A 19,264-nucleotide genomic window follows, 5' to 3' on the forward strand; every position below is an offset into this window, starting at 1 on the left:
GAGATCCTCTCTCTCTCAAATCCTCTCTGTGACGGGTCTAGGGGTCTGTTTGTCCCGGCCCTTTTATTCTGGGCATCATTCCGAGGTGAGTGCCCACGGGAGTGGGAAATGGTTCTTGGAACACCGATTCCATCTCCCGCAAAGACAAGATCAACACGGGATCCCCCTCATCCGTGCTCAGAGACAAGGGATCCGCTGCGGTACCTACCTGCCCCAAGTGCTGCCAATTGCCGGGTAGCTGGGATCCCAGATAGTCCTCCCAGGCTGGCTGATGGGCGGGATCCACCGAGACCAGAATGCGGCTGGATCCCTCCCCAAACAGCACTTGATCCCAGCGGTGGGATTGGGTACTGGGGATCCGGATCGTTGCTCCCTGCCCGCCGCTCAGACAAGCCTCTGCCAGGGCCACCCCCAGTCCGCCATCGCTGCAATCGTGAGCCGACCGAACCCAGCCTTGCCGAATACCGAATCGACAGGCCGCTTGCACTTGCTTTTCCAGCTCCAGATCGACCGGGGCAGGGCGGCCCGTTACTTTTTCATGGAGGGTTGCTAGGTATTCGCTCCCTCCTAAGGTGGTTTGGGCGGTGGATCCCAGCAGATAAATTGGATCCCCTGTGTGCTGCCAGCCTTGCCCACAGGTGCGCTTGAGATCCATAACCAAGCCAACCATGCCAATGACCGGTGTAGGGTAAATGGCCTGGGATCTTTTGCTAGTCAGAGTCTCGTTGTACAGCGATACATTCCCCCCCGTCACCGGCGTACCCAAGGCTCGACACGCTGCGCCAATGCCCCGACAGGCCAGCGCCAGTTGCCAATACACGGTCGGGTTTTCTGGGTTGCCAAAGTTGAGGTTATCGGTAATGGCCAAAGGCTCCGCCCCTACACAGGAGAGGTTGCGGGCGGCTTCAGCCACGGCGGCTTTGGCCCCTTCGTAGGGATCCAGGTACACCCAGCGACCGTTGCCATCGACAGTAGCGGCCACTCCTTTGGGGGACGGTTTGAGCGGGGGCACCTCTCCTGGGCCAAATCCTTGCGGGCGAATGCGAATCACGGCGGCATCCCCCTGCCCCGGCCAGAGGCGGGTGTTGTTCTGCACCTGGTGATCGTATTGGTGGTACACCCAGGCTTTGCTGGCGATGTTGGGGCTGGCCAAGAGGTTGAGGAGCACCTGCTCCCAGCTCAGCCGTTCGGCACCTAGAAGGATCCCTCGATGATCACATTTTGGAAGAGTGTGGGGATCCCATTGCCAAGCCGCTTGCACGTAGTCTGGGGGTTCAGACAGAATCGGGCGCGGGTAAAGGGGGGTATCCTCTGCCAAAGAGCGGGCTGGCAGGTTCACCACCCGGGATCCCTGATGCCAAATCTCAACGACCGGCTCCGCCACCACTTCTCCGGCTACGGTGGCTTGCAGGCCCCAGCGATGAAAGATCTCGATCAGCTCCTGTTCCCGACCTTTCTGGGCCACCAACAACATGCGCTCCTGGGACTCCGAGAGCAAGTACTCCCAGGCCTGCATACCGCTTTCTCGTACCGGCACGCGATCTAAATTGAAGCGGATGCCAACCCCTCCTTTGGCCGCCATTTCGGAAGTAGAACAAGTGATGCCCGCCGCCCCCATATCCTGGGCCGCCACCACCGCCCCGGTTTGAAAGGCTTCCAAACAGGCCTCGATCAGGCATTTACCTAGAAAGGGATCCCCCACCTGCACTGCAGGCCGATCCTGTTGCGATTGTTCGCTCAGCTCGGCACTGGCAAAGCTGGCCCCACGGATCCCATCCCGCCCGGTGGTGGATCCCACGTACAAAACCGGATTGCCGATCCCTTTGGCCCCAGACTTCACCACCTCGGCAGTTTCCAGTAGCCCCAAGGCCATCACATTCACCAGGGGATTGCCAGAATAGCAGGGATCCACCGCCAGCTCCCCCCCCACCGTCGGTACCCCGGAGCAATTGCCATAATGGGCGATGCCCTCCACCACCCCCGCCAACAGCCGCCGGTTGCTCGCTTCAAAAAGGGGCCCAAAGCGCAGCGAATTGAGCAGGGCAATGGGTCTAGCCCCCATCGTGAAAATATCCCGCAAAATGCCTCCCACCCCCGTGGCCGCCCCCTGGAACGGCTCCACCGCAGACGGATGGTTGTGGGACTCGATTTTGAAGGCCAGCCGATCCCCATCCCCTAAATCCACCACCCCGGCGTTTTCTCCCGGCCCCACCAAAATCCGCTCACCCGTAGTCGGGAAGCCCTTGAGCAGCGGGCGGGAATTTTTGTAGCAGCAGTGCTCCGACCACATCACCCCAAACATGGCCAATTCGTTCGGGTTGGGATCCCGTCCCAGCCGCTTCACAATCATCTGATATTCGTCGGGGGAGAGGCCGTGGGTTTTTAGCTCAGCAGGGGTGTAAGACATGGAAGCAAGGAATCAGGTGAAAAGGCCAGGCCCCAACAGATGCGCCTGACGCTCCTCTAGTATGCGACCTAACAGTGGCCATTGATTCAGGCTGGGATCCGCCGCCATGAGCTGTTCTGCCGCTTGGCGCGCCAACTCCAGCACCTCTTGATCGTCCATCAAGCTGGCCAAGGCAAAATCCGGCAAGCCCGACTGACGAGTACCCATCACCTCCCCAGGCCCACGGAAGCGCAAGTCCATTTCGGCAATGAAAAAGCCATCGTTAGACTGCTCTAGCACCTTCAGCCGCCGCAGAGCATCTTCCCCCTTGGATCCTGTCATCAACACACAATAGGATTGGTCGGATCCCCGCCCTACCCGTCCCCGCAGTTGGTGTAGCTGTGATAGGCCAAAGCGTTCCGCATGTTCGATCACCATTACCGAAGCATTGGGCACATCTACCCCTACCTCCACCACTGTGGTGGAAACGAGAATATCCAGTTCTCGCTTGCGAAAGGCTTGAATAACGGCATCCTTGTCGCTGCTGCTCATGCGCCCGTGCAACAGTCCCACCTTGAACCGGGGGAAAACCTTTTCCTGTAGGCGTTGATGCTCGTCGATGGCGGATTTAAGATCCAGCTTTTCCGACTCCTCGATCAGCGGCAAGACCACGTACACCTGCCGCCCCTGGGCGATCTCCCGCTCCATCAGCCGTACCACCTGCAATCGATCCCCGGGCCGGGCAACCACGGTATGAATCGGTTTGCGGCCAGGGGGCAACTCATCAATTGCGCTGACATCCAAATCCCCGTGCAGAGCCAGGGTCAGGGTACGCGGGATCGGCGTGGCGGTCATGGTCAACACATCCGGGTGATCCCCTTTCTGTTGTAGGGCAGCCCGTTGCTCTACCCCAAAACGGTGCTGCTCATCGATGATCACCAGACCGAGGTTTTGAAAGTTCACCGTCGGTTGAATCAGGGCATGGGTACCCACCACTAGGGGTAGTTCCCCTGTTTGCAGTTGCCGCAGGATCTCTCGGCGTTTGGCGGCTGGAGTAGATCCAGTCAGAAGGTCTACGGGCAAGTGCAGCTGGCTGAACCAATCCACCAGTTTGCGGTAGTGCTGCTCCGCCAATACCTCGGTGGGAGCCATCAGGGCCGTTTGCCAGCCGGATTGGATCGCCGCCAGCAGGGCCACCACGGCTACCACCGTTTTGCCGGATCCGACATCCCCCTGCACCAGGCGGTTCATGGGCAAGGGATCCCGTAGATCCGCCAGAATCTCGGCGATCACCCGTTGTTGAGCGGCGGTGAGTTGAAAGGGCAACATTTGGTAGAAGCGATCCACCAGTTCCCCGCTCACGGGTTGATAACGGGGCAGCGATTGGGCCTGTTCTCGGTAGCGTTGCCGCCGTTGCAAGAGGCCCAGTTGCAGATAAAAGAACTCATCAAACACCAATCTGCGCCGGGCCTGGGCCAGATGTTCGCCCGTCTCAGGAAAATGAATCTGCTGCAGCGCCAGGGACAAATCCAACAGTTGAAAGGTTTGCTTTAAGTCTTGGGGCAAGGGATCCGCCACCCAAGCCACGGCAGGGAGGGCTAGTTGCACCGCTTTGCGCACCAGATCGGCGGTGATCCCTTCGGTGAGGGGGTAGATGGGTAGGATCTTGCCAGTCGCAACAGCGGGACGGAGTCCTTTCTGGAGGGAGCGACTATCCACTCCTTCGTCAGCTAAAACTTCGATTTGCGGGTTATCCAAGGTGATGCCAAATTTGCTTTTTTTCACCAGGCCACTGGCAGCCACCCTTGCCCCCCGTGGATATTGCCGTTGTAGCGATTCTTGCCAACCCCGCTGGGTAAATTGCTGCCCGGCATAGAAGCGGGTAAGGGTGAGGCTGCCGCTGCTATCAGCTATTTTCAAATTAAAAATGCTCAGAGATTTGTTCTTGGGGCTGGTGAAGCAGGTACAGCTTTTGATGGTGCCCACCAGGGTGACGGTTTCCCCCACTTTCGCCTGCCGGATCAACACCTGCTCCGAGTAATTGACGTGATCCCGGGGGAAGTAATAGAGGGCATTCCGCACGGTGAGCAAACCCAGTTGCGCCAATTTTTCCGCTGATTTGGGGCCGATCCCTTTCAGAAATTGCAGCGGTTGCTCCAGGCTCAGGCCCTCCGGCTTGGGCAGGGGGGCGGGGCGGGGGGCGGGGGGTGGTTCTTGTTGGCGGCGGATTTGATCCAACCAGCGGCGGGTTTCCGCCACCAAGTGCTGGCGTTCTGGCAGATCGAGCTCCGGGTAAAGAGCATAATGGGATCCCAGTTCCTGCCATTTACGGCGATCCTCCCCATCTAGTACCCAATCGGAGGGGGGATCCTGCCCCAAAACACCGCTAAGAAATCGGGAGAAAGTCTGTGCTCGCCCTTGCAAATCCCCAAACCCAGACTCCGCCTCCACCGAGAGGGCACGATTCAGCCGTTTGAGATCGACCTGTTCCGCCTGCTCTGATGTTTCTCTGAGGTTTCCTGAGCCACCCCTCTCAGGGAGGAGGGCATGATCTGTGGTGGCAGAGGCAGCAACTTCGGTCACAACGCTTGGCTAGAAGGTTAATCTACAATTTAGCTAGAAGAATAATCTGCAAGTCACGCAAAGGCACAGGGGATCCCGACACACTGTTGCAACAGCTCCAGATAGGTTGGGCCATCCATTTGAAACGCACCAAAACGGGCCAAATGCGGGTTCATCAACTGAGCATCGAACAGGCGAAACCTCCGCGCCCGTAAATGCTGCACCAACTTCACCATCACCACCTTGGAACCATTGGGAATGCGATAAAACATTGACTCGCCAATAAAGGCCGCCCCGATGGTGATGCCGAGGATCCCGCCCGCCAGAGTTTCTCCCTGCCAGGTTTCAAAGCTGTGGGCAAACCCTGCCCGATGCAAAGCCCTATAGATCTGTTTGAGCTGGGGACTAATCCACGTTTGAGGACGTGCCGCACATCCTTCCACCACCTGGTCAAAAGCACGATTGATCTGCACCTGAAAGCGCTCGCTGCGTACCAGAGGCCGCAGAGAACGGGGACAATGAAACCGCTCATCGAGGGGGATCACCGTATGCTGCTCCGTGCCATACCAATCCAGGGATCCCGTCTCTTCATCCGCCATCAAGAAGTAGCCCTGGGCATAGCCTCCCAAAATGGCAGCAATATCGATCTCGATCGAGTGACTCACCGTCCCCATCATGCCCCGCTCAAGACTGCCAATCGGGAGAAAGGCTGGCAAAGTCTCCGAAATCCACCCGTGGGTGACAATCGACGCAACTGCTCACCCGCACTGGGCTAGGAAACTCAACTTGCAAATGCAAAGCCCGAAAGTAACGAGAATCCGCCAGACGATAGGGCACCTGTTCCCGTTGCATCAAGGGGCGGGAATGGGCCCGCAGATACCCCCAGGCCAACTGCAAAGGTACACCCGTCAGGGGCTGAATCTGCTGGCCGTAGTGGTTGGGATCCTGGAGTAGCCGTCGCCAAGTTTCGGTGGGCAACACTTGCGCAGGCAAGGCGACATGGCAACTGCCACAACTGCGTACATACTGGGCCTGCTCCAGTTGGGCTTGACTCAAACCCTGCTGTGCTTGCGCTCCTAGGTTCTGCCCTGATCCCGTCAGCAGGGATCCCGCCAACCCGACCAGAAGCGCGATCACCCCCCAAATCCAAACCCGTCTGCGTTGTCCTCGTAAGCGAGGCATTCTCTCACACCTACTGCCAATGCTTCCCCAATCTAAACCAGATGCCGAGAGATACAACCCGATCCCTACCGTAAGGATCCCATCCGCCCAGACTCCTCATGGAAAACTCATGGATCTAAACTCATGGATCTAAAATAGCGAGGCTGCCGCTCCTCCAACAGCAACCTCATGGGCCAACCCAGTTTACTCTGGCCAGATCCCGTTGAAATTCCTGCCCCATCGGAGCCTGTCCTTTTGGGGATTTTGGCTTCCGGCAACGGCAGCAACTTCGCAGCGATTGCCCAAGCCATCCAGTCGGGAGACCTGAAGGCCGAAATTGCCGTGGTGATCACCAACAATCCAAAGGCTTATGTGCGCCAGCGGGCAGAACAATTGGGGATCCCTTGCGTTCTCCTCAACCACCGGGAGTATCCTCAACGGGAAGCTTTGGATACGGCCATGATTGAGGTGCTCAAGCAGTATCGGGTGGAATGGGTGATCATGGCTGGGTGGATGCGCTTGGTGACCGAGGTTTTGATCGCAGCTTATCCGGGGCGGATTTTGAACCTCCATCCCAGCCTGTTGCCCAGCTTTAAGGGGTTACACGCCGTTGAGCAAGCCCTGGAGTACGGGGTGAAAATTACCGGCTGCACCGTGCATTTGGTAACTTTGGAGATGGATAGCGGCCCGATTGTGGCCCAAGCGGCTGTGCCCATTTTGCCGGGCGATACGGCTGAGTCCCTTTACCAACGCATTCAAGCCCAAGAACACCGACTCTACCCGCAAGCCATTCGCCTCTGCATTGCTCCCATAGAGGGATCCCGGCTACCCAAGCCGATGGGAAACCCGCACAATTGAGGAAACGATTGGCATCCACTATGGCCGAGATCCCACCCCTCCTGATTTTCGATAGCCCGGTGATTTTGGCCGGTCGCCTAGCTCTGTGGCAAGAATGGGGAAGATTTGGGGTTTGCGTGCTGCCCCGTGCCGTCATGACGGAGCTGGAGCGCCTCACCCGACAGGCCATTGAACCTCAAGAAGAATCCGTAGCCCGCGAGTTTTTGCGCCAGTGGCCCAGCTTGGGATTTCAAGTCTCCGAAGCCAGCGCTTTGGTGGGCGGGGTCAACCCTGCTGGACAATCCATGAGCCAGCGGACCCGTTTGGAAGAAGCGATTGCCGAGTGTGCCTATGCCTTGGCTCAGCAACAACCAGGTACCTTGGTGGTGTTGGTGAGCAACGATCGGCCTTTGGTGGGTCGTGTGCAAGCGCTGGGCCATACCAACCTCTGCGGCATCTCACTGGCGGAGCTGAACCAATGGATGCGCCAACAGCAGCGCCCGCAAGGGGTGGTAACTGCTCTCAATCGGTTGCCGGGGCCAGCCATTCCAGCCTCCAGGCTGGTTTCCGCCTCTGCCAATGCTCAGGCGCCCACAAGCTCCGCCCCAGCCCGCCCATTGACACCCTCTCCCGCTGCTCCAAAGCCCCAATCCCAGCCCCGTAAATCTGGCGCTGCTCAAGTGAACCCAACAGCAGCCCATCTCTGGCGGAGTCTGAAAACCCTACAAAACGGCATCACTCTACTTTTAGCCGTGATGTTGTTCTCGGCAGCCGGGTTACTGGCTTGGCGTTTGGCAGATCCAGAAGGGAGCGAGGGAATTTGGAGGCGTTTGCCTCTTTCTGGGATCCCTTGGATTCGCGATTTGTAAAGGTAAGGTGCTGTTCAACCTGGCGATACTTGTCATATCTGCTAGTTCTACTTGCTAGGCTGCAAATCGATAGCATTGGCTCTGCTAGCCCCTATGAACTTCTGGCATCAGGCATAGCGCTGGATAGTTGACCTGCAATCTGCTAGTTGGAAAGAGTTGGGGGGGGAACGACCGCAGCCGGTTCAGATTCAGAAGTCCGTGGCCAAAGGAAATAAGCCCCTAGGCCAATGCCCGCCACCGCCAGAGCAGCCACAGTGGCTTTCCAAATCCAGCCAGGAGCTGTTTGGGTTGGTGCTTGTGGGAGAACCGATGCAGAGGGTTGAGGGGCACCAGCAGCCCCAAAAGCAGCAGGTAAATTGCTTGGTGTAGGCACCTCTGCATCCACAGATGTATCTCCCAGCACCAGCTCCTGAATACAGAGGGGTGCGGGTAAGGTCTGCTCTCTGGATTGGGAATTGGCGGTGGAGCGGCTGCGGGAGGGAGGGACTCCTGGCATCAAGACCTGGGTGGCATCCGAGTGGCTAGTGCCTTCTGGTGAAATCCGAAACACTTTCTGCCATTGGGGCAGGATTTGTCCACTCACCCGACCGTAGATGATGACCTGATCCAACCCCGGTAGGGGCGGACGGCTGCGAATGTAGGTTCCCAGCTTGAGCAGTAAAGGGACTCGGTCAAAGGGAGGCTCAGCAGGGTATTCCACCATCAGGTGCAACTTACCTTGGCTGACAGAAAGACGACTAAAGAGGGGCTGAACCAATTTCTGCAACTCACGCCCCAGATCTTCTGGGGATTGGATGCCTGCTCCGGTTGCTGTGCTGACCATGTTGCCCTTGCCTTTTTTTGAGTCACCGAGCGATGCCATCTCTACCCATTTCCATTTTGCAAATCTGGAAGGGCTTGCTCATCGGGGGTTTGGCTTGTGCAACTCGGCAGAATCGCGCAAAACCCGAGATTATCTACTACAGCGTATCATTCTGTCCGTAGACCTGCGTAAATTTAATGAATTCTTTGCGAGAGTATTTTTAGGTAACTTTTGGATCTGTAACCCAGGTGGTGGCTTAATCCCTGAAAAACAAAAGGTGGATCTTTTCAGAGCTCCACCCCTATCCTGATCAAAAGGGTTGACCGAAATCTAGTTGAGGTTAGCCTGGATTACCTCTCGGTACTGGGCTTTGGGCTTCACGCCGATCAACTGGGCCACCATTGCTTTGTCTTTGAAGAACTGCACGGTGGGCGTACCGGTTACGCCACCTGCTTCGGCAATCTCCGGATCCTTCTCGATGTCGATATCCACCACATGCAGCTTGTCTTCGAACTCATCGACGATCTTGTTCAGGATCGGTTTGAGGGCATGGCAAGGACCACAAGTGGGGGCGGTGTACTTCACCATGATCAGGCGATGGCTTTCGTGATAGAGCCGCCGCAGAGCATAACCCCCTTCATGGCGCACAGCGTTCAAATCAAAGCCATTGTCGCCATTCTCCGCAAAGCTGGCCTCCTCAACGGTAGACTCCGCCTCGGGTGCAGCAGTATGACTAGGTTCGGGATGACCTTCGGAAAGGGCATGAAACTCCTGGGCCAAACCGTGTTCTGAGAGCCAACGTTCTGCCAGCATCGCCGCCATACAGCCCGTCCCAGCGGCGGTGATCGCCTGACGAAACTCGTGATCTTGCACATCCCCAGCCGCAAATACCCCCTCCACACTGGTGGCTACGGATCCCGGTTGAGTGACGATGTAGCCGATCTCATCCAGTTCCAATTGCCCTTTGAATAGGTCGGTGTTGGGTTTGTGGCCAATGGCGTAAAACAGGCCGCCCGCCGGTAGCTCACTGATTTCGCCGGTTTGATTGTTGCGCACTTTCACCCCGGTTAAGCGCAGATCGTTGCCCACGACATCTACAGCTTCGCTATGCCAATGCACGGTGATCTTGGGGTTGCTGAGGACGCGGTCTTGCATGGCTTTACTGGCCCGCATTTTGTCGCCTCGCACCAGCATGTGTACACGGGATCCGAACTTGGTCAGGTAGGTAGCCTCTTCGCAGGCGGTATCTCCGCCGCCGATCACCACCAATTCCACCCCCTTAAACATCGGCATGGCCCCATCACAAATGGCACAGGCGGACATGCCCCGATTCCAGTAGGTGGTCTCTCCCGGCAGGTGCAACCGTTTGGCGGTGGCCCCAGTGGCAATGATAAGGCTGTGGGCGCGAACTTCCCGCTCTTCTGAACGGACAACAAAAGGTCGCTGGCTCAAATCCACGAAGGTGACATCCTCCGTGTACAGTTCAGCCCCCCACCGTACCGCTTGCGCTTTCATGTCCTGCATCAGTTGCGGGCCGGTGATGCCTTGGGGAAAGCCAGGAAAATTTTCCACTTCGGTCGTGGTCATCAGTTGTCCGCCCGGGATCCCTCCAGCCTGGAAACCCTCAAACACGACTGGCTTCAGGTTGGCACGCCCAGCATAAATGGCGGCGGTAAACCCAGCAGGGCCGGAACCGATGATCACCACATTCTCAACCCGACTTTGCTCTGTCATGCGCTGTCTCCTTTTGCAATGGGGGGCACTAAGTCAAACTCATAATGACTACGTCTTAGCTTAGCATTTTTTGGCGGATGGGGCGAGGCCTGGGTTTGATGTTCTCATTTTCGCTCCAGTCGGGGTGGGGTGCTAAGTCCAGTGCAAAAGTGCTGAGGCACTTTTGCGCCACAGTTAGACCTGGGCCGATGTCCTCGATTTTGCCGACATTACCGGCGCTGAAACAGCTCAAACAGGTGCTCTTGGTCTTTTAACCCAACTGGCTCCGTTGCAAGTTTTTCTCGGCCAACAGCCTTTTCCGACTTTACACAGGCTCTTGAGCTAGGCAAAGAATCTGATGGAGCAAAGGATTGACCTGAATCTGCTATATCAGATGTCGAGATCCTGATATTGAACAGTCTTGAACATCGCTCTTCCTATCCATGGCTAGGAGAAGCGCTTTCAGTTTCTGCAAAGTGGTTTTGCTCATGATAGGGATCCCTGTGGTTGTGCTCCCCGGCGGTATTGTGAGCATAGTGAACATTCTAGCCAGCCGCAGATCCTCTACAGTCTTGGCACGATACTCTTGGGAGAAAGATTGCAGTATGACTTTAGGCAGTGACGTTTCCCGCTGGTGGTCTCGCTTGAGCAGCCCCTCTAACCGTCCGCGCTGGCGCGGAGTACCTTTGCTCTCTTTACTACTAGGCATGGTGCTGGTGCTGACAACGGTACTGGGAGTGGGATCCCAGGCCCAAAGCCAGTTGGTGGATGTCAAACTTCAACTGAAATGGTTCCCACAAGCTCAATTTGCCGGTTACCTGATTGCCAAGGAAAAAGGCTTCTACGAGGCAGAAGGTCTGAATGTCGAGCTGTTGCCGATTGGGGATCAGTCCCCAATCCAGACCGTGGTCGTGGGTGGGGCCGACTTTGGCAATACCTGGATCACGGACTTGCTGACGGCACGAGCCCAGGGTTTGCCTGTCGTTCATATTGCTCAAATCTTCCAGCAGTCGGGCTATGCGATGGTCTCCCTCAAATCCAGCGGCATCGAATCTCCGATCGATTTCAAGGGCAAGAAGGTGGGCATTTGGCCCTCGGGCAATGAATATCCGGCCTTGGCCCTGATGAAAGCCTTCGACCTGACCACCAGCTTGGATACGGGGGTGAGCAACCCGGATGTGGAGCTGATCACCTATGGTTTCGATCCGGCTTTGGTCTTCCCCGATCAGGTGGATGTGGCCTCGGCCATGCTTTACAACGAGTTGAACCAAATTGTGGGCTTGGGCTACCCCTTGAGCGAGCTGAACGTGATCCACCTGCCAGACTACGATATCAATCTCCTAGAAGACCTGCTCTTCACCACCGAGCGGGTCCTGAACGACAGCAATTTCAAGGGATCCGGCCAATCGGGCAAAGAGATCGCAGCCAAACTGGTGAAAGCCTCGATCGAGGGCTGGGATTATGCCGTGGCCAACCCAGAAGAAACCGTGCAAGTGGTTCTCACCTTTTGTGGGGCCACCTGCCAGGGATCCGGCTCTGAATCCGATCCGCTCAAGCACCAAACCTGGCAAATGACTGAGATTGCCAAGCTGTACCAGGCTGGCCCCACCCTAGAGGGCAATGCCGGCTTGTTGGTGCCCTCGGTGTACCAGGCCAATGTGGAAACCCTGAAGGCTTTGGGCATTCTCAGTGGGGATCCCCCTGCAGCAGTGGTGGATTATTCGGTGTGGGAAATGGCTACTGGCAAGTCGGCCCCCGCTAGCTAACGGATCCCAATCACGGGAATCAATAGGGATCCATATAGGAAGGGGTCTGACCGAGATCCCTTCTTGTAGTGGGATCTTCGGGATCTTCGGGATCTTAATTGTGGGAGAAACGCAAAGATTGCTGACTGATGTTTGTTCGCCGTCAAATATTTTGACCAAATCCTTTACATTCGCCGCCGCAAATCGGGGATCGCTGTAACGTATGGATATGAACTTAGGTTAACAATGATGCCGAGTGGCTCTCAACCTTCCGCTAAGCCAGCGGCACAATCAGGGCAAGACACCTCCCCTTCTTCCCAACCTGACGCCGCTTCTCCTGTCAAAGTTCGGGCAACGGTTAGCGCGCCCTACGTCATTTTGCACGGGCACTTTTATCAGCCCCCCCGTGAGGATCCCAGTCTCAACCGCATTCAACGGCAACCCAGTGCCAGCCCTTTTCACGATTGGAATGAGCGCATTCTGGCGGAGTGCTATCGTCCTAATGCCTTTGCCCGCATCCTCGATGATCAGGGGCAGGTGGTGCGCATTGTAAACAACTATGAATATCTCAGCTTTAACTTCGGCCCGACCCTCCTGTCCTGGCTGGAACAGCAAGACATGGAAGTTTACCAGCGCATCCTCGCAGCGGATCGGCTGAGCGCTGAGCGACTCGATGGCCACGGTAACGGCATCGCCCAAGTGTACAACCACATTATTCTGCCCCTGGCCAACGAGCGAGATAAATATACCCAAATCCGCTGGGGCATCGCCGACTTCCAGCACCGCTTTGGGCGTTATCCCCAGGGCATGTGGCTAGCCGAAACCGCCATCGATGCAGCGACGGTGATTGCCTTGGTAGAGTGTGGGATCCGCTTCGTCATTTTGGCCCCTAGCCAAGCCCAGCGGATTCGTCCTTTGGGGCAGAGCGAATGGATAGATGTCAGCCAAAATCAAATTGATCCGCGGCGACCCTACCGTTGCTTCACTCCCGACCGGGATGGCTACTTAGATATTTTCTTCTTCGACGGCCCTATTTCTCGGGATCTCGGTTTCGGAGATATAATCTACAGCAGCTATCACCTGGCAGAACGCATTCAATCAGCGTTGCGCCCAGTCAGAGAAGCCAACCTGTTGCAAGAAGCTCCATTGCTCAACTGTGCCACCGATGGCGAAACCTTTGGGCATCACAAGCGTGGGGTGGAACGAACGCTAGCCTATGCTTTTAGCGAAGAATTTCCCCGCCGGGGCTGGCAGGTCACCAATTACAGCCATTTCCTCAGCCAGCATCCTCACACTTGGGAAGTGCAACTCAAACCTGTAACCGCCTGGAGCTGTGCCCATGGGGTGGGGCGCTGGTCAAGAGACTGTGGCTGTGGTGGGGGTGGGGGCTGGCATCAGCGCTGGCGGCAACCGCTGCGGGAAGCTCTCAATTGGTTACGGGATCACCTGGCGGAGATCTACGAGACAGAGGCCAAAGCCTATCTACGGGATCCCTGGCTAGCGCGGGATCGCTACATTGAGGTGATTTTGGATCGGGAACGGTGTGACGCCTTTTTGCGAGAACACCAAAGCCACCGCCTCAGTGCTGAAGATCGGGTCGAGGTGTTGCGCCTGTTGGAGATGCAGCGCTATGGCCAGCTGATGTTTACCAGTTGTGGCTGGTTTTTTGAGGAGCTCTCCCGACCGGAGGGGGTTCAGATTCTGCGCTATGCAGCCCGGGCCATCGAGTTGGCGGCTGAAGTCAGCGAGTTAAACCTGGAAGAGGAGTTTTTGCACCGCCTAAACAAAGCCCCCAGCAACCTTGACACCTATAAGTATGGGGATGCCGTTTACCGGGCCTTGGTGCGCCCCAGCTTGATCAGCCCCCATCGGCTTGTGGCCAACTATGCCATGTCTTCTCTGTTTGACGGCATGCCCTACCGACAAGGTGGATCCCATGGTTATGTGCTGGATCAAGTGGATCGGGAGCGGCTGCAACTGGGGGCATCTACCCTGACCATTGGGCGGGTCAAGCTCACCTATCCCACCACGCGGGAGGAACATGATCTGAACTATGCTGTGCTCCACATTGGTGGCTGGGACTTTCAGTGTGGTGTAAAGTCCTTTGCCGGTCGGCGGAGCTACGAACAGTTAAAAACCCGTTTGCTGTCGGGATCCCATAGTCGGGTGCAGTTGATCCTGACCCTGCAGGATCTATTTGGGCCGGAGATGTATGATCTGAACGCCCTAGCCGATGAAGATCGGCAGCAAATGATGCGCTGGCTCACCCAGGATACCCTGACCCGTCTGGCACAGCTCTATCGGCAAACCTATCTGGACAATTACGGGATCTTGATGGCTTTCCGTGCTGATGGCTTACCGATCCCCGAGGAATTGTTGGCAGCAGCCCAGATCACCCTCAACCAACGCCTTTTGGCCAGCTTGCGAGCCATGGAAATGGAGGAGGGCAAACGGGATCACCTGATGGAGTTGCGGGCTATTGCCCAGGAAGCGGAGCAGTTGGGATGCCAGTTGCGGCGAGAAGAAGCAGCCCATACCTTGGATCGGCTCCTCCATCGAGGGATGTGGCATTTGGCCCATGCCTTTGAACCGGAGACCTTCAGCGAACAGCTCTACAACCTAGAAGAGTGGCTGCAACTGGCGGCAGATCTGCGCCTACCCATCGATATGGATCGGCTTCAGGAACTCTACCTGACGGGATTAGAGCGCCAGATCAGCCCCCGCTGTCCCGCTTGGCCGCAGAAAGAGTGTCGGGATATTTCCGCCGATAACTTGCACCGCCTATTGCAGGTTGGGCAGCGGATTCGGGTCAACGTCAGCGCTTGGCTACGTCATCTACAACCCCAGGAGTAAGGGTTTGGCCTCGATCATTAGATCATTAGTCAGTGTCTTGGGGTGAGCGCACCATCAGAACCGGGCAACCGATGTGAACCCGGACATAGTCGGAGATAGAACGCCCCAACAGCCGATCCAGGTCAGGAATGCTGCGGGCAATGGTAGGCCGGCGATCCGGGGATCCCATCACCAAGAGGTCGGCATTGCTTTGTTCGGCCAAACGCACGATCTCTGTACCAGGATCCCCGATAGCGGTGAATACTTGATGGCCAATTTGCCGATGTCTCAGGGTGTCGATCGCCCGATTCAAAACCGTATCGCTGCTTTGGTTGTCGGCATCCAGTTGTACACGGGCCAGAAAGATCTGGGTTCCCGAAATGCCAGCGACCAGCTCCATGGCGGTGGATAAAGCCTCTTGAGAACTGGGGGAATTGTTGAGCGCCACCATAATACGATTGGGCTGCTTGATATAGGCATCATCTTTCACTAGCAACATCGGGCAAGAGGAAAGCTGGAAAACATACTGGCTCACCGAATTTTGCAGAATGGCGACAATACGGCTACGGCCCCGGGATCCCATCACGATCAACGGATCCGGCAGGGACTCGGCCACCTCCAACACCACCACCTTGGGATCCCCTTCCACCAATTGGGTGCTGATCTTGACACCGGGCTGAGCCGGAAAGCTTTGTAGGGTTTTGGCCAACAGTTCCTGCCCCTTTTGCCATTCGGTGCGCATATCTTCTGCTGAGGTTTGAGAAGGTACCGCATGCAGCAACGTCACATTGCACTTGGCAAAAGCTGGCAACGACAATAGGGTGTGGATCATCTGCTCAGTGGTACCACTGCCATCGATGGCGGCAATCACGTTTTCAAATCGAGGCATGAGAGGACTCCTTCCCGTGGACGCGATGGTTCTCTGATCGGGGGCCAAAATTCACAGAACTCATCCTAGATCTGCCTAAGCGGATCCCTGTTACCGGAGCGGATATCCTGCAACATTTCGTCTAATTCAATAACTTAGCCACACATAGCCGGTGATCCCGCCACCCGCGCTGGTATTACGGCCACTCACGTAATGAAACCCTCCCAAGCCCAGCGTCCAGCCGGGATCCAGCCGCCAGTTGAATTGGCCGGAGAGCTTCAGGCTGTCGTAGTCTGGGTCTTGCACGGGGGTGCCTTCTAGCAGCAGCGGTGCGCCATTGCCCAGGGTAAAATCTCCGTCCAACGAAACGATGGTTTGCAGGCGGGGGAGCAAATCTGCCCCGACGGTCAGGTTGGCCTTAATGCGATTGCCGGGATAGCCGAGGTAATCCCGAAAGGTGAGGCAGGAGTCAAAAAAACTGGGCAGGGATCCGACAAGTCCAGAGACCGCCACACCTCCACTCAGGTCATAGCCAAAAACGCCATATCCCAGCGGCAAGGGGGTGCTGGTCGTGTCATAACCAGGGGGGATCAAGGCCGTCAGTTGCCCAGAAAAGAAAGGATCCCCGTCCCCCCAAGAGTAGCGTAAGCCCACTTCCACATCTTGCAGGCCCTGATTGCGTTGGGTGATGGTTTCCAAACCACTCGCAAAGCGATTTTCCAAGAAAACATAGGCTGTATTCACATTCAGGGTCAGGCGATCCGTCAGGCCCGCTTCTGCAAAAACATTGAGGCTGGTCTCGTCAAACTCTGAAAGGGCCGACACAACACGCCCCCCTTCGTCGAAGCGAGTACGAGGCCGAAAGATCTCCGGTTGTAAGGAAAAAAACAAATTCCCCACCCCGCGCGGAAACCCGCACCCCGCCCAGCTAGGCTGCGCCCAAAACAGGATCCCTACCCCCCCAACCTGCAACCCCAGTGATAGCCACTTCCTCATCGCCCAACTCTCAATTGATCCAGGAGCCAACAACGGATCCGTTGACGGATCCTTCAACAGGGATTGTAGGCAACAAATGCTAGGTTGGCCCCATCGACCTGTAATCGGTCAATTCAATCGGTTAATTGATGTACGCAACAGCCAAGGCTCTGGGTGCTATATCAGGTGCTATTCACTTTGCCGGCTCCGGTAGCCCCTGCTTCAGAACACCTTTCTAGTCTCAGCCAGAGAAAACTTGTGCCAGAATAGGAGGCTGCCCGGTCAGGTTCAGATCGGGCGCGGTACTTGCGCTAGAGCATTAAACACGCGAAGGAGAAGAGAACCTTGCCGAAGTTTGCCCTGAAAGCCCTGTGGCTGGAAAATGACTTGGCCATTGCCGTGGATCAGGTGGTGGCCAAAAACCGCAGCCCCCTCACCCACTACTTTTTCTGGCCCCGTGATGATGCTTGGGAACAGCTCAAAACTGAGCTAGAAGGCAAGACTTGGATCAACGAGGTGGATCGCATCGAATTGCTCAACCAAGCCACGGAAGTGATCAACTACTGGCAAAATGGCGGACGCAACCGTTCCGTCAGCGAGGCCCAGTCTCAGTTTCCGGATGTCTTGATCGGGGGGAGCTCCTAGCTTCTAACCGGGGCATCTTGCTCAGGATCCCGCCTTTGGGCTAAATTAGCACTCAGGGTTTTAGAGTGCTAATTCTGTATTGGTCTAGGTTGATGGATTCTCCAGGGATCCCTGCACGGCTGTCGGCACTCAGCATGAAATAGCCCAGTCCCATTTATCGAGGATCGCGGATTCTATGGCAAAACTGATTCTGTTCAAGGAAGAAGCCCGCAAGGCGTTGGAGCAGGGCATCAATCAATTGGCGAATGCAGTCAAAGTCACCGTTGGCCCTAAGGGGCGCAATGTGGTGTTGGAGAAAAAGTTTGGTGCCCCTCAAATCATCAACGACGGTGTCACAATCGCCAAAGAAATTGAGTTAGCGGATCCCTTGGAAAACACGGGTGCTCAGCTGATGCGGGAAGTGGCCTCCAAAACCAATGATGTTGCTGGAGATGGTACCACTACTGCCACCATCCTGGCTCAGGCCATGGTACGTGAAGGGCTGAAAAACATTTCTGCCGGGGTCAACCCGATCAGCTTGCGACGAGGTATTGAGAAAACCACTGCCTACTTGGTGGAGCAAATTGCCGCTCACGCCAAGCCTGTGGAAGGCCGCAAAACTATCGCGGAAGTGGCAACCATTTCTGCTGGCAATGACAGTGAAGTGGGCGAGATGATCGCCAAAGCGATGGACGCGGTGGGCCGAGATGGGGTGATCACCGTTGAAGAATCCAAATCTTTGGAGACCGAACTGGATTTGGTGGAAGGGATGCAGTTTGACCGGGGCTATATTTCCCCCTACTTCGTAACTGATCCAGAGCGGATGGTAACGGAATATGAAAATGCCTACCTGCTGATCACCAACAACAAGATCTCCGGCCTACAAGACTTGGTGCCCATCTTGGAGCGCGTGGCTCGTGAAGGTCGCCCTCTGTTGGTACTGGCGGAGGATGTGGAAGGAGAAGCCTTGGCTACTTTGGTGGTAAACCGCTTGCGGGGTGTGCTGAATGTTGTGGCCGTGAAAGCTCCCGCCTTTGGGGATCGACGCAAAGCAATGTTGGAAGATATTGCCATCCTCACGGGTGGTCAGATGATCTCTGAAGATATCGGCATCAAACTAGACAGTGTCACCCCTGACATGATGGGTGTGGCTCGCAAGATCACCGTGACCAAAGACAAGATCACTATTGTTACAGACGGGGCCACCAAAGCCCTAGTGGAGAAGCGAGTCGGGCAAATTCGTAAGCAACTGGAAGCTACCGATTCTGAGTACGACCGCGAAAAACTGCAAGAGCGCATCGCCAAGTTATCTGGGGGTGTAGCGGTGATCAAGGTGGGGGCTGCAACTGAAACCGAGCTTAAGGATCGCAAGCTGCGTATTGAAGATGCCTTGAATGCTACTAAAGCTGCTGTGGAAGAAGGGATCGTCCCTGGGGGAGGAGCAACTCTATTGCATCTTTCCAAAGGGATCCCGGCCTTTAAGGTGAAGCTGAAACCGGAAGAGCAGATTGGCGCAGATATTGTTTCCCAGGCTTTGCAGGCGCCAGTGTTTCAAATTGCCCACAACTCCGGCCTTGAGGGATCCGTGGTGGTGGAGAAGGTGTTGGAGAAAGAGATGCCTTTTGGTTTCGATGCTCTGACGGAAAACTACGTGGATCTGATCGCCCAAGGGATTGTAGATCCGGCGAAAGTGACTCGTTCCGCCCTACAAAATGCTGCTTCCATTGCCGGAATGTACCTGACAACGGAAGCAATCGTGGTGGAAAAGCCTGAGCCCAAGTCTGCTGCCCCAGCGGGTGGCCCAGGGGGTATGGGCGGTATGGGTGGCATGGGGATGATGTAACCCATTCCTATCATCTAGTTTCTTGGCCCCTACCCAGGGGCTTTTTT

The 19,264-nt window shown here is 56.2% G+C and carries 15 protein-coding genes; 7 read left to right on the forward strand and 8 right to left on the reverse strand.

The window, feature by feature from the left end:
- Window positions 1–37: 37 nt before the first annotated feature.
- Genes purL through L1047_RS01020 form a run of 4 tightly spaced genes read right to left on the reverse strand, consistent with a single transcriptional unit; the run spans window position 38 to window position 6,130 of the window.
- Complete coding sequence (gene purL / locus L1047_RS01005; protein ID WP_235276756.1) at window positions 38–2,407, reverse strand: phosphoribosylformylglycinamidine synthase subunit PurL; 2,370 nt, start codon at window positions 2,405–2,407, stop codon at window positions 38–40.
- 12 nt (window positions 2,408–2,419) lie between these two features.
- The gene (gene recG, locus L1047_RS01010; protein ID WP_328286018.1) at window positions 2,420–4,969 is read right to left on the reverse strand and encodes an ATP-dependent DNA helicase RecG; all 2,550 of its coding nucleotides are present in this window, start codon (window positions 4,967–4,969) and stop codon (window positions 2,420–2,422) included.
- Window positions 4,970–5,022: 53 nt separating this feature from the next.
- A complete protein-coding gene (gene aat, locus L1047_RS01015; RefSeq protein ID WP_235278825.1) occupies window positions 5,023–5,601 on the reverse strand; it encodes a leucyl/phenylalanyl-tRNA--protein transferase in 579 nt (192 codons plus the stop codon).
- Window positions 5,602–5,632: 31 nt separating this feature from the next.
- Entirely contained in the window at window positions 5,633–6,130 is a 498-nt protein-coding gene (locus L1047_RS01020) for a diheme cytochrome c (protein WP_235276758.1), read from the reverse strand.
- 168 nt (window positions 6,131–6,298) lie between these two features.
- Between L1047_RS01020 and purN the strand changes: the two genes are divergently transcribed.
- Together purN and L1047_RS01030 are read left to right on the forward strand one after the other, a co-directional pair.
- Entirely contained in the window at window positions 6,299–6,967 is a 669-nt protein-coding gene (gene purN / locus L1047_RS01025) for a phosphoribosylglycinamide formyltransferase (RefSeq protein WP_235276759.1), read from the forward strand.
- 8 nt (window positions 6,968–6,975) lie between these two features.
- Entirely contained in the window at window positions 6,976–7,815 is an 840-nt protein-coding gene (locus tag L1047_RS01030) for a PIN domain-containing protein (RefSeq protein ID WP_235276761.1), read from the forward strand.
- A gap of 142 nt (window positions 7,816–7,957) precedes the next feature.
- On the opposite strand, the gene L1047_RS01035 is transcribed toward L1047_RS01030, so the two are convergent.
- Window positions 7,958–8,638 carry a hypothetical protein gene (locus L1047_RS01035; protein ID WP_235276762.1) on the reverse strand — a complete coding sequence of 227 codons (681 nt, stop codon included), beginning with the start codon at window positions 8,636–8,638 and terminating at the stop codon, window positions 7,958–7,960.
- Here L1047_RS01035 and L1047_RS01040 point away from each other — a divergent pair.
- A complete protein-coding gene (locus tag L1047_RS01040; RefSeq protein WP_235276764.1) occupies window positions 8,610–8,927 on the forward strand; it encodes a hypothetical protein in 318 nt (105 codons plus the stop codon). The genes L1047_RS01035 and L1047_RS01040 overlap by 29 nt on opposite strands.
- A 20-nt stretch (window positions 8,928–8,947) precedes the next feature.
- On the opposite strand, the gene trxB is transcribed toward L1047_RS01040, so the two are convergent.
- On the reverse strand, window positions 8,948–10,351 hold the full coding sequence (gene trxB, locus L1047_RS01045) for a thioredoxin-disulfide reductase (protein WP_235276766.1): 1,404 nt from the start codon (window positions 10,349–10,351) through the stop codon (window positions 8,948–8,950).
- Window positions 10,352–10,935: 584 nt separating this feature from the next.
- On the opposite strand from trxB, the gene L1047_RS01050 reads away from it, so the two are divergent.
- Together L1047_RS01050 and L1047_RS01055 are read left to right on the forward strand one after the other, a co-directional pair.
- Window positions 10,936–12,096: an ABC transporter substrate-binding protein gene (locus L1047_RS01050; RefSeq protein ID WP_235276768.1), complete on the forward strand. Its 1,161-nt coding sequence runs from the start codon at window positions 10,936–10,938 to the stop codon at window positions 12,094–12,096.
- Window positions 12,097–12,321: 225 nt separating this feature from the next.
- Window positions 12,322–14,928 (forward strand): DUF3536 domain-containing protein, encoded by a 2,607-nt coding sequence (locus L1047_RS01055; protein WP_235276770.1) that lies wholly within the window; start codon window positions 12,322–12,324, stop codon window positions 14,926–14,928.
- Between the two features lie 25 nt (window positions 14,929–14,953).
- Here the strand turns inward: L1047_RS01055 and L1047_RS01060 are convergent, their stop codons facing one another.
- Together L1047_RS01060 and L1047_RS01065 are read right to left on the reverse strand one after the other, a co-directional pair.
- Complete coding sequence (locus L1047_RS01060) at window positions 14,954–15,796, reverse strand: universal stress protein (RefSeq protein WP_235276772.1); 843 nt, start codon at window positions 15,794–15,796, stop codon at window positions 14,954–14,956.
- A gap of 126 nt (window positions 15,797–15,922) precedes the next feature.
- The gene (locus L1047_RS01065) at window positions 15,923–16,771 is read right to left on the reverse strand and encodes a hypothetical protein (protein WP_235276774.1); all 849 of its coding nucleotides are present in this window, start codon (window positions 16,769–16,771) and stop codon (window positions 15,923–15,925) included.
- Between the two features lie 297 nt (window positions 16,772–17,068).
- On the opposite strand from L1047_RS01065, the gene L1047_RS01070 reads away from it, so the two are divergent.
- Window positions 17,069–17,395: a 30S ribosomal protein PSRP-3 gene (locus L1047_RS01070; protein WP_328286053.1), complete on the forward strand. Its 327-nt coding sequence runs from the start codon at window positions 17,069–17,071 to the stop codon at window positions 17,393–17,395.
- 175 nt (window positions 17,396–17,570) lie between these two features.
- Entirely contained in the window at window positions 17,571–19,217 is a 1,647-nt protein-coding gene (gene groL / locus L1047_RS01075; RefSeq protein ID WP_235276776.1) for a chaperonin GroEL, read from the forward strand.
- Window positions 19,218–19,264: the final 47 nt, after the last annotated feature.

The organism is Synechococcus sp. Nb3U1 (genome assembly GCF_021533835.1).
Classification (GTDB): domain Bacteria; phylum Cyanobacteriota; class Cyanobacteriia; order Thermostichales; family Thermostichaceae; genus Thermostichus.

Coding starts and splice junctions, on each gene's coding strand:
- purL (WP_235276756.1), bottom strand. CDS start 2,407: ATGTCTTACACCCCTGCTGAGCTAAAAACCCACGGCCTCTCCCCCGAC.
- L1047_RS01020 (WP_235276758.1), bottom strand. CDS start 6,130: ATGCCTCGCTTACGAGGACAACGCAGACGGGTTTGGATTTGGGGGGTG.
- purN (WP_235276759.1), top strand. CDS start 6,299: ATGGGCCAACCCAGTTTACTCTGGCCAGATCCCGTTGAAATTCCTGCC.
- L1047_RS01040 (WP_235276764.1), top strand. CDS start 8,610: ATGCCTGCTCCGGTTGCTGTGCTGACCATGTTGCCCTTGCCTTTTTTT.
- L1047_RS01035 (WP_235276762.1), bottom strand. CDS start 8,638: ATGGTCAGCACAGCAACCGGAGCAGGCATCCAATCCCCAGAAGATCTG.
- trxB (WP_235276766.1), bottom strand. CDS start 10,351: ATGACAGAGCAAAGTCGGGTTGAGAATGTGGTGATCATCGGTTCCGGC.
- L1047_RS01050 (WP_235276768.1), top strand. CDS start 10,936: ATGACTTTAGGCAGTGACGTTTCCCGCTGGTGGTCTCGCTTGAGCAGC.
- L1047_RS01055 (WP_235276770.1), top strand. CDS start 12,322: ATGATGCCGAGTGGCTCTCAACCTTCCGCTAAGCCAGCGGCACAATCA.
- L1047_RS01060 (WP_235276772.1), bottom strand. CDS start 15,796: ATGCCTCGATTTGAAAACGTGATTGCCGCCATCGATGGCAGTGGTACC.
- L1047_RS01065 (WP_235276774.1), bottom strand. CDS start 16,771: ATGAGGAAGTGGCTATCACTGGGGTTGCAGGTTGGGGGGGTAGGGATC.
- groL (WP_235276776.1), top strand. CDS start 17,571: ATGGCAAAACTGATTCTGTTCAAGGAAGAAGCCCGCAAGGCGTTGGAG.